We start from the raw sequence: 15006 nt of genomic DNA, 5'->3' as shown, positions 1-15006 counted from the left end.
TGAAATCTATGTTCAAGAAGCTTTTGAGTGGCATTATTGCCATATTTCTAGTCACGACAGCGCTGACGCCGGCAGCACATGCCGATGACACGGGCAAATACCTTACGTTATCCCTCATCGGAGACTCATACACAGCTGGTAACGGCGCAGGCTCCTACTACGGACCCAAGGCTTCGCTTAGGTCGACTCGGAACTGGGGACACACCTACGCAAACTGGCTGAATCGTCAAGGCATTCACACGACGATTCGTAATTATGCGCACTCAGGCGCTGTGATTTCAGATGTTTTGAACACGCAACTGCCTGCTCTTGATCCTGAATCCGATATTGTCATGCTGACAATCGGTGGCAATGACATTCAATTTGAAAATATCGTGCGCTCCTGTTTTGCTCCACTTTTTTCAGGTCCCAATTCCTGTAGAAAAGCAGTAAAAAACGCGAAAGAACAGTTTCCGATAGTGGTCGAACAGATGAAAGAACTGCTAGGGAAAATTGCAAGCAAAGTCCGTACCGGCGCTCAAATCGTCCTCGTTGGTTACCCTCTGCTCAGTGTAGAAAATACTACCTGGACATTGAAACCCTTCTTTGGAAATGACTCCTACCCGGCAGCTCAAGAAATCCGCCAATTCGGTCAAGAAGCAACCCAAGGGCAGCAACACCTCTCAGATGAATGGGATCCTGCACAACACAACAATGTTGGTCTGACATATATTCCCGTTGAAGTGCTTTTCGCAGGGCATGAACCTGACCCGGACCCGTATAAGAAGAATCCGACACGTTGGATCAATGAATTTTTTGAAACTGAAGGAAAAACAGGTGCGGACGGAAACACTACATCCAAAGGAACAGGCCTCACTGAAATTTCCCACTGGTACCATCCCAATATCACAGGTCACGAGGAAATAGGTAAACTCCTCCAAGAAAAGGTCGGAATCCCACAGTCGGTGCGCACCACTCGATCCTTCTCAAAGGATGTCGATGTTGTTTTCGTCCTTGAAGACTCCACTGAGACAAAAGATTCCTTCAATGACTTGAAAAAACAAATCCGTCGTATCAGCACTGAAGTTACGCGAAAAGCCACTGAAGGCGGAAAGAACGCAAGGTTCGGCCTCATCACTTTCCGTAATACTGATGACCCTCATGCCACAGTGACTCAAAACGGGGTCTTTTTCTCCAACGCTGACGAACTAGTAAGCACATTAGAAACAGTGACAAGCACGAGCGAAGCTGGTGGCGGCCTGTCCACATACACTGCTCTCGACACAGCTGTTCATAGCCCTTGGAATGCCGATGCGCGAAAAGTTGTCATCCTGCTAGGTGATGCAGAAATTAACGTTGACGAAAATTCAACGCCAGATTGGGATGCGATTCTCCGCAGCGCTTTTAATGCGGATGTTGTGGAGTTCCTCGTTATCGACCCAGATGAGAACACCGATGAGTCGATAAAGAACCTCGCCTTGAATACTGGTGGACACGTCACGACAGCACGGACACTTAAACCTCTTATCGTTGAGGCGCCAACAGCAAATATTACATCCATTGCGCCCGCGCGAATCGGTGAAAACATCGAATTTAACGCTTCTGGATCATTTGCTGCTGAAGGTCCGATTGTCTCTTATGAATGGGATCTTGACGGTGACGGCGTATTTGAAGTTATCAGCAGAACAGATGCTGGAAATACGGCCCAGCCTATTCACTCCGCGCTTTTCACTGCTCCGGTCAATACCACCATCACTTTGCGTGTAACCGATAGCTACGGAAAGACAGCGACGGCCACTGCGCCGCTGATTGTTACACGTGACGGCGATCTGATTGATGATGCCGCTGATAACTGCCCTGCACACCCTAATGAAGACCAGGCTGATTCCGATGGTGACGGAATTGGTGACGTGTGCGATGAGTTTCCTTATGGTGAACCCACGCCTGCACCTTTGCCTCAGGACGATCCCAAGCCTGCTCCTTTGCCTCAGGACGATCCCACGCCAGCGCCTTTGCCTCATGATGATCCCACGCCAGCACCTTTGCCTCAGGACGAACCCGAGCCTGCTCCTTTGCCTCATGATGATCCCACGCCAGCACCTTTGCCTCAGGACGATCCCACGCCAGCACCTTTGCCTCAGGATGATCCCAAGCCAGCACCTTTGCCTCAGGATGATCCCAAGCCAGCACCTTTGGCTCCGGTCAGTGTGATGACCTCACTGCCTCAAGTCGCGGTCGGATCAGATATCACTTTCACTGCACACGGTTTTGCAGTAGGACAGGAAGTGACCTTCACTGTTCACTCGGAGCCGCATGTCGCTGGCACAGCTCGTGTGAGTGCTGATGGTACAGCCGTATTGCGCTGGGCTGTTCCAAAAGATTTCCCATTAGGCAAACACCGAGTGATCGCTTCAGCACAGAACGGACAACAGGCCGAGTACACTTTTGAAGTCCTCGCTCAGTCTGATCCTGAGCTTTCTGCGCAGGGCACGCACAACTTAGGAACATCAGTATTTACACCAGAGAACCACGCAGAGAAAACCAATACACGCATACTTGCTCATACTGGTAGTGCCCCTCTGTTAATTTCTGCTGTAGCGCTTTTGATCTTCTCTACAGGTTTTGTGCTTCACGCGAATAGGAAGCGGCAAGGCATGTAGGTGCTTTGCGCCTTGAGAAAGTAATGGGGGTATGAAGAAAAAACTTCATACCCCCACACTTGCATGATCGCGTATTATCATGAACGCCGTAACCCTAGCTGATCGGAATAAACACATGAGTGATGCTGCACGACACTTCAACGAATCCCTGAGTGTTTCCCGCAAAAACAGCGTTTCTGTTGACACAAAATCCGCGCAAGCACACCGGCAATACGAATTCGATGTCATCAGAGCCCTCGCCATTATCGGTGTAGTTGCAGTTCACTCGCTTATCCTCATCAATAACTCCACGTCACGACCACTACAACTGCTCTTTATCGGCTCACAAACACTTTTCTTTATCGGAAACCCACTGTTCTTCCTCATGTCAGGTCACTTCAACATACGTGCCTATGACACAAAAGAAAAACTCACACATTTTTGGTATGCGCGAGCAAAAGGCATCATCATTCCCGTGGCCTGCTACCTCGTTATACGCAGTATCTACAACGTCCTCATGTACGAAGGAATACAGAACATAGGGAAAGTGCCCCGATATTTCCTGAAAAACCTGCTACTCAAAGAAGGATTCACTGCGACAGAATACTGGTTCATCTACGTACTCATCGGCTACCTGCTCATGACACCTTTCATATCGAAAGGATTGAACACACTCACGCCTTTCGCGCAAAAATCTTTACTCATCATCGGCTTGGCTTACCAAACAGCAGCAACCCTATTCACAAATCTTGGATACCAATTCAGCCTTAGCTTGCCTATCAGTGGTTTCTTTTTCGTTTTCTGCATAGGAGCTTTTGTCAATACCCTTTTCTGTGAAAGAAAATATCGAATAATTCTCTATATCTGCGGAATCGGGACCTACCTTCTGGACTGCTACCTCATACTGCGCGGATACAATATCAACGCGCAAGACACTTCACCCCTCTTTATCATCACAGCCCTCGCAGTTTACGTATTTCTTCTGAATGCCTGCGCGAATCTAAAAGAAAACAGGCTCATAAGTTTCATCGCCCGACATTCATTTGGTGTCTACCTTTGTCACATGATGGTATTAATTCCAACAGCCCAATATCTGGAAACATACACCGATACCAGTGTGCTCAAAGTTGGCGGATGCGTCATCCTGTGTATTTTCGTACTTACTGTTTCACTCGTATTCTCAGTTCTTGTGAATAAAACGCTTGTTACCCCTGCACAACGCCTCATGGACGCTATAAAAGAAACACTGAATAAAAGAACACGCCTCAACTAAATAAACCCCATAAGTAAGTGGAAAAACTATCAACCTTCAATGCGTCGAATATGCGCATGACTGGTATTTTCACATTCTGCCAACAAGCCATTTGATTAGGCTGCTTTCATCGTGTTAGATGAATGTTATGAAAACCTTTTGTCAAAAATGGTGGCAACGTGTCATCTCCGTCGATATGCTTCTCGTTGCTGTCATCACCTTCCTTGCATCCATAGCAGGGAGCTATGCGAAAAGGTTTCCAGTATTTTCCTTATTCGGTGCTCTTATCATCGCCTTGCTGATCGGTATGCTGCTTCAATTTCCCGTGCGCAGATGGTACACCTCATCAAAATCTGTGCGACAGCTGGGTGTTAAAGCCTCAGCAGGCTTAATAGCAAATAAACTGCTGCGCTTAGGCATTATCCTCCTCGGATTCAAACTCAACCTTCATGTCCTCTTCACACAAGGACTCAGATCCTTACCTTTTGCTGCGGCCATTGTTGCGCTGACAACGATCGGCACATACGCGCTAGCTCGGGCTTTGAAAGTTAGTCCACTCTTAGCTGTCCTCACCGCTGGTGGGACAAGCATTTGCGGTGCAGCAGCAGTCATGGGCATATCAGGCTCTATTACTGTTCCTGCAGACCAAGCAGATGAAAAAGAAAATAATGAAGTAATGGCGGTTGCGACTGTTGCCATTATGGGAACGCTTTTTGCCCTCATTGATATCCTCATTTTTCCCTTACTTGGACTTACTGAGCAGCAGCAAGGCATAGTAGCAGGGGCAAGCTTACATGAAATAGCTCATGCTGTAGCAGTGGGTGGAGCTTTCGGTGAAACAGCTTTAGCTGCCGCAACGATTATGAAACTCAGTCGTGTCCTCATGCTTGTTGTCGCCGCAATAGCTATTGCGCTGTGGTGGGATAAAACGCAGGTTAAAGAAAAAAGCTCCACAAAACGCAAAATCATGTTTCCCTGGTTCATGCTGGGATTTATTATTGCCTCAGTTTTAGGAACATATGTGTCTGCGTTGCATACGCACGCCTCATCTTTTGTTGATGTCGCATATATCGTCCTTGGTATGGCGATGGCTGCTCTTGGCATCAACGTGAATTTCGGAGCGATCCTACGTGAAGGTGGGCGAGCTGTTGTGGCGAGTTTCCTGGCTTCATCGCTTTTACTGGTGCTGACAATTCTGGTGGCGCAAACATTCTTCTAAGCGAGTGTGCTTTTGTAAAAATGCCGAACTTTGTCACGGCGATTCTGTGAGGCGTTTATGTGAGCACATATATATGGGGGAGCACATGATTCATCTCACCACGTTTCCATTTGTGGAGACTTATGGACTCAGAGTAATCTTAATCTTACCGACGCGGGGTGGAGCAGTTCGGTAGCTCGCCGGGCTCATAACCCGGAGGTCGCAGGTTCGAATCCTGTCCCCGCTACCAGAAAAGCCCGGTATTCAGGCGAAAAATCGCTGAGATGCCGGGTTTTATTTTGCCCTAATGGGTTGCTTTTCTCCCTTATTCCCTGTTTTTTGACGGCTTACAGGCCGAAAGGCTGTCTCAAGCCCAACTTTCGTCAGAATCTAGAGTCGGATCGAAGGTTACGGTAATCAATACCATAAGAGGTAGGGCAGTAGCAATGTGTCCTTTTTCATGCTTGTGTGAAAGAGTGGTATTTTAGCGGAAAAACTACGCATAACAGCGGCGCAAACTTAAAAAAGTAAATTTATATTATTGATCTTCCCTCTTAGTCAAGCGCTGAATAATCTCATCATGTATTCTGCTCACAGAGCCGTATAAATTTTTATGAATTCTTTCAAGATCGCTGCTGTATTACGAAACATTCATATTTACACGGTTTTGATGTCTGCGAAGGCTCCTGCATGATGCAAGCGCTTTCGACAGGATTTGTTGGAGTGCCACTGAGGAATACAGGGTGAAGGAATGAAAATTTTGAAGCGTCTGCGCGGCGGAATCGTTGCGATTCTTGCAATGGGGTTGCTTGCGAACACCTGGCTGACACAATCAGCATTGGCTGACACCGATGATGAGAATGCAGCAACAACAGGACCAGGTGTTATTGAAGCAACAGTTAATCGGGTCATTAACCCTTTGATGGATGAAAACAACACCCTGCTAAAAAATACTGGTTCCACAATCGCTGAATTGGGAATTCCTCGTATCGGTGAACCTCTGGCAGTATCCCTCCTTGACGGGACAGGTACTGTCCTAGAAACAAAGACCCTTGAGAACGGTGTCGTACGTTTTGATAACCTCCCTTACGGAACATATAAACTGCGTATTTCCCGTGACTTCGCAGGAATCACAGATTACCTTCTTCAATTCCCCGCAACTACCGCTAACCGGATTGATAACGGAGTTCGCCAGCAAATTCTTGAAGACGAAAGCCCTGCTATTGAAGTAACGCAAAGCAATCCAGAACACACAGAACAAACAGATTCTTCTTTAGCCTGGTACTTGATCTACAACATGGTAGGCGCTTCTGTTCGTTCAGAAATTGGCCACTATGGTGACAATGAAACAACAAAGAGCGCTACCATCTTCCCTGATGGCGGCGGCTTAATTGTTGATGAAAATGCTGGGGAAACCCGAGCACTGCTGAACGGTATCCTGTATGCATCCAGCCTGAACAGCATGAAACTTTCCTTAGCAGGAGTGCGTCCCACACTTTCACCTGCCGAACAAGCCTACGGATATAAATTCGTTGGCTGGACTTTGGATCAAGAAACCGAAAAACTCGTATTCCCAGAAGGCAGCGTTTCAACTGAAACTCAGGGCATATACGACGACGCTTCAGCATCATCAATTGTGGTAAGGCCAGGATCAGGCGATTTACACTACCGAGCCGTGTGGTCCTACCCTGTCAACAAAATGAACTTCGTGACCGAACAGGATAAAGGCACCCTCACTGCTTTTAATGAAACTGGAGTGACAGCAACCTACCCAATTGAAGGAAACGTAGATTCAATCGCTTCTAAAGGCTGGACCCTGCCAACAGTGCAAGCAAAGCCCGGCTACAAATTTGTTGGATGGATCGCAGACCTATCCATGAACGTGATCTCTGATGATGAAATCCTCAACAGGAAAGCTTTCGGTACGCGCACACTCTATGCGAAGTTCGTTCCAGAAGCAGCAAAACCAACCGTCTCTTTTGAGGTTCCAGGCGATTACGGATCACTGACAGGCACCACCGACTTGGTGAAAGAAATCCCCTTACCTGAAGCAGGCAATAGCCTCAACGCTGCAGGCGTCACCACTTTGCCTCAAGTAACCCCTAAAGAAGGCTACGAATTCCTCGGATGGTTCGACACCCCAGCACTCAATGTGGTTCCTGACAATAATATTCTTTCCACACCACACACAGCAGATCACCGTTACATCGCAAAATTCAAGAAGATCGAATCAGGTGAACCCAAAAAGCACAACGTAACCTTTGACCCACGTGAGGACGGAGAACTGCCCGGTGAAAGCATGATTTCACTGAAAGAAGGCTCCTACATTCCTGAACTACCGATGGTCAACCCCAAGCCGGGCAAGAAATTTGTCGGCTGGCGTGACGTTGCCGGTGTGATTTACCCCGATGCTTTCAGCTTGATTGCACGGAACATCGTAAACGGCGACCTCAAATTTGAAGCTGTATATGAGGATATGCCGATACTCCCTCAAACAGGTGGGCAGCCGGAAGGTCATCCTGTACCGACTGTTGACGGCAAACCAGTGACCGATCCAGCGGCACAACCAACAGATCCTTCCCCTCAGACTCAGACCTATGGCGGCAAACAGGGAGGACTAGCCAAAACAGGTATCCTCACCGTGCCATTGATGCTCGGTGTTCTGGGCGCTGGCTTAGTACTTGGTCGTTTCATGCCGCGTCGTAAGGCAAGCGAGTAAAAATAACCGATCAAATCATGCGGCACACATAGCCACACCAACTCAATACGGATATGGGGTGCGATAGAGAAAAACTCTACGCGCCCCACATTCGTATCCTCCACACCCTCAAATCCTCACAATCTGCTGCCAGTAAGCAATACACCTATGGCGTACAATGAAAAAATGTCTTCTGCTGATCAGATACGAATACACATAGCGGCTCTTACTGACAGCGACATTATGAAAAAAGTCGGCCCAGCTACATGGGGAAAAGGACTACGAGACTACACCGGTGAACGTGTCCTCGATATGACAGACACCCCAGAGGGAAAAATACGAGGACGTGTACGTGGTCCAGGACTGACCTACAGTGCATGGGTTGCTCTCGACACGACGAAACACCACCTCAACCTCACATGCGCCTGTCCGTTAGGACAAGATTGCCGCCATGCAGTTGCGCTTACATTAGCCATACGGGACGCAGAACGCCGCGCAACAGAAAAAGCCGCAGAACCACATAACCCCAACGAACAAGCCACCCACATATGGCGCAGGTGCCTAACGGATCTCGTCGGTTCCCCTTCAGGCGCTCAAGGCCAACCAATGGGCTTATTGGTTGATACCTCTGACCCACAGCACATCATCGTGTCTCCACTGCGTCAAGGACAAAGAGATGATTGGACAACAAAACGAGCAAGTTGGGCAGATATCACCACTACTCAATGGGAATCAGTCACACTCGACTTGAATCCCACTCACGTGGCACTCCTACGTGAAGGATACGCAATCGCTCATCAAGGGAATCAATGGAAATCACGCAACGATGTATCTTTGAATGATCTAGGTGAAAAAGCATGGGAATGGTTACGTTCCCTACAACGATCCGGCATGACACTCCTTGGCAGCCTCACACCACCAGAACCGTTACATTTATCGCCTGAACTATGGGAAATATGCTGCGACGTATCACTTTCTGAAGAAGCCCTGACTTTACGCAGCGCCGCAACCCATAAGGATCAGTCACGCTCAGCAGCCTGTATCAATACGGACACACACCTGATCGTCCTTCAGGACCGTTATAGCCTCGCACGAATCGCCGTCAATGAAGCCTACAAAAAATTCAGCTCACAGCAGCTAAAAATTCCTCTGCGCGACATCCCAGAATTTCATTCGCAATGGTTACCCATACTTACCTCATATATTCCCGTTATTAGCATAGATAACACATGGAATTCAGAATCCATTACCCACATTCACGTGATAGCTACCCTGCGAACTGACACAGAGGGCAATATCGTGATCCGATGGTGGTCTGAATACGAAATCGCTGGGCAAAGCTTCAGAAGCCCCCTTGAATCGCAGGTGAAAGATCCTGAGCTTTCCAGAATTATCTCAACAATTACTCAGCGTGGGCGCGCACTATGCCCACCAGATTTGTGGGAGGAGGAACTACGGGAACGTAAAATCCCCGGATGGGAAAAAGACCGGTACATGAATGAAGTAGTCGCACGTATACAAGACCCACATCTGACATGGGATATAAGCCAGGACATCCACAAACTCACCCTTGAATCCCCTGAAGCACTCACCCTTCGTGTCCATCTTGAGGACTCAGAGACACGCGATTGGTTTGATCTACGAGCCACCATCGACGTGTACGGATATGAAATTCCGTTATCAGAAATCCTCACAGCGCTCAACAACGGTGAAGAACATGTGTACAGCAATGGGCACTGGGTGTCATTACATCACCCGAAACTTGAATACCTTCAAGAACTCATTGCAGCAGCAGAACTCTTAACACAAGCAGATACGCCTGCCCCCGCATTACGCATGATCCATGTGGGGTTGTGGAATGAAATAGAAGAACTCGCTGACTATATTGAAGTATCAGACGAATGGCAGCAGCGTGTTGCTGCATTACGTACAGAGAACACGACCGAGGCTTCGCTTAAGCCGCTACCACATATTGCTGACGTATTACGCCCCTATCAAATACAAGGGCACGAATGGTTGACCTCACGGGCACTTCTTGGCCTAGGCGGAATACTGGCTGATGACATGGGACTAGGGAAAACTATGCAAATGCTCTCCGCATTTGCTGCCATATGCGCCCGTGTTGATACGGAAAGCCGCAGGCCAATACTTGTCGTAGCTCCGACTTCAGTGGTTCCCACATGGCGTAACGAAGCACAGCGATTCTTCCCTCAGCTTGCTGTGGAAACCATTACCTCAACACGTCAAGTCGATAAAGACAGCATAAAAGAAACAACAGCAGATATTGTTGTCATGTCATACACGATTATGCGTTTGAATGCTGAAATATGGGCGCAACACCAGTGGGGAGGGCTTGTCTTAGATGAAGCGCAGGCAACGAAAAACCCCACAACAGCGATTTACCGTGCCCTGAGAAAAATTCACACTCCTTGGTGTTTCGCAGTAACAGGCACCCCTGTGGAGAATTCTTTAACGGATCTGTGGTCCTTACTCTCGCTGACCTGTCCTGGCCTGCTGCCGGCACGTAAAATTTTCGATACGAAAATACGACGTCCTATTGAAAATGGTGATAGCAGTGACGTGCTTACACATTTACATGCCTTGACTCAGCCATTTATTTTGCGCCGAACAAAAGAAGAAGTTGCTGAGGAACTACCAGAAAAAAGCATGAACCTCATTTCGCTTCAGCTGGGTGAAGAACATCAACATATTTATGACCAGTATTTGATGCGTGAACGTGCCCAGCTTTTGGGGTTGATGGATGATTTTAACTCGCATCGAATGGATATTTTGGCTTCGATTACGCGATTGCGGCAACTGGCTTTAGATCCTGCTTTGGTTGATCCTGCATTGTCATCTGTAGGTTCGGCAAAAATTGAATTTTTAACAGAGCGTTTGGATGAGATCATTCCACGTGGGCATAGAGTGCTAATTTTCAGTCAATTCACATCATTTTTATTGAGGATACGTCAAGCCGTGGAGCGCCGAGGCTATCAGGTTGTTCAATTAGATGGGGGAACACGCCATCGTGAGGAGGTTATTCAGCGTTTCAGGGAAGGCGAGGCTCCTGTGTTTCTTATTTCACTGAAAGCTGGTGGAACAGGCCTGACTTTAACGGAAGCAGATTACGTATTCCTCATGGACCCGTGGTGGAATCCTGCAGCTGAAGAACAAGCAATTGATCGGGCGCACAGGATCGGTCAGACAAAGAAAGTACACGTGTATCGTTTAGCGGCCAGTGGAACAATTGAAGAAAAAGTCGTTGCCCTGCAAGAAAAGAAGCGCAAACTGGTGAGTGCCGTTGTTGATGGTGGAACATCAGGTGCGCGTATCACAATGGCTGAGCTGAAAGAACTGATAGGTGTTTTCCCTGAAGGGAAATAAGAGAAGTCGTGATGAGCCTCATCAATGGAATCTGATACATACTTATGTGCGCCTCACCTTTCTTTCTCACATGAAGGACTGGACGTAAAAGTAAGAGAAGTAGCAAATGAGGGGAGCTGCTGTATGTGTTGGATTGAAAGAATGAGGGGATTTCATGTACTACTCCCTGAATGCGGCATATACTGATGGTCCTATTTTTGGGAATCAAATAGTGTAATTCATGAAAGAAAAAGAGAAATTCTGTGTGTGAACAGAACAAAATGCGTGAAAATTAGGTAACTTTACCCTATGTCACCTGAAAAAGAACGTACATGTATGGATATGAAAAGTAGTTCACCCGATGGGCACTGTGATGCGCGCTCTCGAGCTTGGCATACTTTCTTTCGGGCAACGGTATGCCTGCAAAATGCCCTTGAAGACCGATTGAAAAAGAAGCTGAGTATTAGTCTTGCTGACTATAACATCCTCATTGCTTTGCATGCAGTCCCAGATCGTTCGATGCGGATGGGGCAGCTAGCCGCCCACGTGTACTACTCGCCCTCACGCGTCACTTATCTTGTCACGCAATTAACGAAAGATGGATATATCGCTCACGTTCAAAGTCAAGAGGACGCTCGCGCGGTTTTGGTGTCGCTAACTGAACAAGGTATGGATGTCGTACACCGTGCTTACGAGCTGCATCAAGAACTTGTACGCGAACTCATCATACGTGAACTTGAAGAAGACAAAGTAGATGCCTTGGTGGATATTTTCAATGATATTGAAGGGCATTTAGCTTCTGTTTATGATGAGAAAGCTTAGGGTTTTCTTACGAAAGCACTGATACTTTCTGATATATCGACAGGTGGGGCCTAAAAACATGAGTGTTTTTGGGCCCCACCTTTTATGTGCCCGGAATGTTATGCGCTCCTTTGATTGCTGGCGGACTGAATCTTTTGGCTTGAACAATATAAGAGGGCGATTCTGGGATCTATGACTTGCGTTTGATACGCAGATACTGAAGTTTTATGCGCGTTGGTCCTGGGCTTACAGGTGCGTGCGATTTGTTTTTTTTGGGAGGGAGGGGGGAGTGCATGAGGGCGTACGGTGGGTATGTCAAAGAGAATTTTCGCTGTCTCAAATACGCTGCTCGCCCCCTGAGATATGCTGTGATTTTCAACAAATAAATTAAGGCGGGGGGGGGGGGTACTTTTTCTTTTGCTTGAAAATTAGCCATTTTCACTTGAGGGTTTCGCCTGTTTCGAAAAATGCTGCTCTAGTAGATTTTTCAAAATCTTGAGTCGGGGGGGGGGTAACTGTAGTCTTTGCCTCATGTATAAAATGCCTCGCTTTATCCGTATACCTCTAGTAGCTATTGCTGTGACTTTTGCAGTACTGGCTCAGCCCTTATTACAGGGCTTACCTGGTGTAAATGTTGCACATGCTGATGAGACTCAGAACCTGAAACTGGTTCTTGACACGGTTGATTCCGCGCAGGGGCGCGAGAAAAAACTGGAATACTGGTCGGGCGAGATCATTAATATGTATCCGCAGTTCGCTGTTTCAGGTACAGGCGTGAATATTCCGAATGCCAAACTTGAACTGTGTGTGCCGAAATCTAACTATCTGGAGAAGCCAGGATTTGTGGACTCCTCACAGGCGCAAGGCTCAACTCGTCGAGAAACAGATGACGCCTGGTGTATTGATTACAGTTTCGACAAAATCACGGGTGGCTTGAAAACAGCGGTTCCATTTTCTTTTAACTTCAGAAACCACGTTACGCCTACCGGCATCACAGTTACTCCTACATGGAAACTGATTGGCGAAGATGGTCGAGTCATCAAGGAAGATTCAGTTACTTTCACTGCGAAGGCTGCTGATAAGTTTACTCCCTCAAAACGAACCATCTGGAGCTGGGATCGGCACCTTGAAAAGCCGCGAGGTGCATTCTATTCCGAGGCAGATTTCACTTACCGTGAAGGCACTGATGATACTCATACACCTGCGAATTGGAACAGGGTGTTCCAATATGAACTGTGCGTAAAACCTGCTGGCAATGAAGCTGCTCCTTCAGGTACCGGTCGCTTCCAACCGACAAAGGTAAAATTCGTCGATAAACTGCCAGAGGATGCAACTTTAGCTGAACGTTCACTTTCAGAAGGCTGGACATACGATGAGTCAAGCCATAGTGCCACCTGGGAAGGGAAAGCCTACTTCCAGAATGAATGTGGTGGCTACTACAAGCAGATTTTCTTGAAATTCAATAACGCGCGCGTGTACACAGATGCTACGAAAGCTGAACAATTAAAACACGTGAACACTATGGTAGCGACAGTTGATCCGGGCCTCTCCAGTGAGCAACAGCTACCAGAAACCACTGCCGCAGCTACATTTAGGCCTGTTCTGTATGTGCCACCGAAACCAGAGGGGCGCAACGAAATCTCAAAGTGGGTAGTTGACCGAAATTTCACCTACTACAATGAAAAGTTCTATCGCGGCACCGACAAAGAAGCTATTAATGCTGCAGATGAGCAGAAGGATCTTATCCGTTGGCAAATTGATTTCTCTAATATAAATAACAAGCTTGCGGAAGTTGATGGAACACCAGCACAAGGCAGCGGTGTTAAGAGTTATTACCGTGAATTCCGTGACTATGGGCTTGACCCCAGAATGTACTACAACTCTTTCCGCCTGGATGAAACAGCGGGGTATTCAATTAATGATAATCCACTGAGCAGAGCTGATTGGATTGCAAAATTCAATGCTGTTTCGAATGTTTTATATGGTGTGAAGGATGACGATAGTGAGGTTGAGCTTGCCCGTGATGTGAAGATGGGGCAGCGGATTGAGATTGGCGACCAACAACGTCAGTATAAAGCCCTGCGTTTAGCTTTCACCACACCGTTGGAATTGGATAACGTTCGCTACCGATTACTTATTTCTGCTTATCCGGTAGCAGAAGAAGTAGCCAAGTGGAAGGCAGAAGGTTATCAAGGGCAGCAGTCCTATATTAATGATGCTGATGGCCAAGTGTCATTAGGTAGCCCAGATGCTTCCGTTGTCAGGATGACGGAACCAAGTCATTGGCGTTGGGACAATGATGTGTACATCAACGGCATTACCCCTACGCTGGGCATGTTCACTGGATCGCAGTGGGGCCTCGTTAATTCTGATATGTCGATTGTGTATGAGAATTGTGAGAATAAGAGGGATTCGAGTGGTGAGAATCTGACGGTTGCGACTATTACGCCGCAAAATTGTGGGCGTGTGCGTAATTATCATGTGAATTCGAATGTCTCTGGCAGATGGGGCGCTCTAGATGAGCCTATCCGTAATGTGCGTCACCTGGTAGTGTTGCCTCCGGGTGTGAATTATCTGCGCACGACAGGTTCGTGGATGTATGGTCAGGCTTTGCCGAAGCCGATTGAGCCGACCGTTATACAGAATTTTAAGAATTCGGGTCGTACTGCGTTGGTGTATAACTATGGTGATCTTGAGTCGCGTTACGGAAACGGTGACTGGTCATCCCTGGGAGTCCGTTCCAATTTTGATTTGGATACGACACTGTACGCGGAAATGAATCCCAAAGTTAACCTCGTTGAGTATTACACGTTGTGGGATAACAATGATTTAGTAAAGCCAGCGGGTAACACCTGGAACTCGAATACTTACACAGACCAGCTAGATCTGGACGATGATGGAAATACGGATGAGAGCTTCATGCGCTCCGAAATGCGTATTGTCTTTACTCCTCCGGCGGAGTTGGTTCCGAAGAAGTCGGTGTCTTTGGATGGGCATGGGTGGAGTTTGTCTGCTCCTGCTCAGGATTTGGGTGGTTCTGTTTTTTATCGGTATTCGGTGGCGAATACGGGGTTGA

At 47.5% G+C, this 15006-nt stretch carries 7 protein-coding genes and 1 tRNA gene; all 8 read left to right on the top strand.

The features are described from left to right. Nucleotides 1–8: 8 nt before the first annotated feature. A complete protein-coding gene (locus LRP57_RS04010) occupies nucleotides 9–2639 on the top strand; it encodes a GDSL-type esterase/lipase family protein (protein ID WP_231205253.1) in 2631 nt (876 codons plus the stop codon). Nucleotides 2640–2718: 79 nt separating this feature from the next. After that, nucleotides 2719–3891 (top strand): acyltransferase, encoded by a 1173-nt coding sequence (locus LRP57_RS04005; RefSeq protein ID WP_231205252.1) that lies wholly within the window; start codon nucleotides 2719–2721, stop codon nucleotides 3889–3891. Between the two features lie 127 nt (nucleotides 3892–4018). Next, nucleotides 4019–5089 (top strand): YeiH family protein, encoded by a 1071-nt coding sequence (locus LRP57_RS04000; protein ID WP_231205251.1) that lies wholly within the window; start codon nucleotides 4019–4021, stop codon nucleotides 5087–5089. 152 nt (nucleotides 5090–5241) lie between these two features. Then, a tRNA-Met gene (locus LRP57_RS03995) sits at nucleotides 5242–5318 on the top strand. 501 nt (nucleotides 5319–5819) lie between these two features. Then, on the top strand, nucleotides 5820–7787 hold the full coding sequence (locus LRP57_RS03990) for a carboxypeptidase-like regulatory domain-containing protein (RefSeq protein WP_231205250.1): 1968 nt from the start codon (nucleotides 5820–5822) through the stop codon (nucleotides 7785–7787). Between the two features lie 165 nt (nucleotides 7788–7952). Further along, complete coding sequence (locus tag LRP57_RS03985) at nucleotides 7953–11150, top strand: DEAD/DEAH box helicase (RefSeq protein WP_231205249.1); 3198 nt, start codon at nucleotides 7953–7955, stop codon at nucleotides 11148–11150. Between the two features lie 288 nt (nucleotides 11151–11438). Continuing rightward, nucleotides 11439–11951 carry a MarR family winged helix-turn-helix transcriptional regulator gene (locus LRP57_RS03980; protein WP_231205248.1) on the top strand — a complete coding sequence of 171 codons (513 nt, stop codon included), beginning with the start codon at nucleotides 11439–11441 and terminating at the stop codon, nucleotides 11949–11951. A 510-nt stretch (nucleotides 11952–12461) separates the two neighbouring features. Beyond that, nucleotides 12462–15006, top strand: a 2545-nt coding sequence (locus LRP57_RS03975) for a hypothetical protein (RefSeq protein WP_231205247.1), incomplete at its 3' end; no start/stop codon positions are given.

This window comes from Schaalia sp. lx-260, assembly GCF_021083645.1.
Classification (GTDB): Bacteria; Actinomycetota; Actinomycetes; order Actinomycetales; family Actinomycetaceae; genus Pauljensenia.
This window is presented reverse-complemented; position numbering and strand designations above follow the sequence as displayed.

Excerpts from the sequence above, each read along its gene's own strand:
- LRP57_RS04010 (WP_231205253.1), top strand. The coding sequence starts at position 9 with ATGTTCAAGAAGCTTTTGAGTGGCATTATTGCCATATTTCTAGTCACG.
- LRP57_RS04005 (WP_231205252.1), top strand. The coding sequence starts at position 2,719 with ATGAACGCCGTAACCCTAGCTGATCGGAATAAACACATGAGTGATGCT.
- LRP57_RS04000 (WP_231205251.1), top strand. The coding sequence starts at position 4,019 with ATGAAAACCTTTTGTCAAAAATGGTGGCAACGTGTCATCTCCGTCGAT.
- LRP57_RS03990 (WP_231205250.1), top strand. The coding sequence starts at position 5,820 with ATGAAAATTTTGAAGCGTCTGCGCGGCGGAATCGTTGCGATTCTTGCA.
- LRP57_RS03985 (WP_231205249.1), top strand. The coding sequence starts at position 7,953 with ATGTCTTCTGCTGATCAGATACGAATACACATAGCGGCTCTTACTGAC.
- LRP57_RS03980 (WP_231205248.1), top strand. The coding sequence starts at position 11,439 with ATGTCACCTGAAAAAGAACGTACATGTATGGATATGAAAAGTAGTTCA.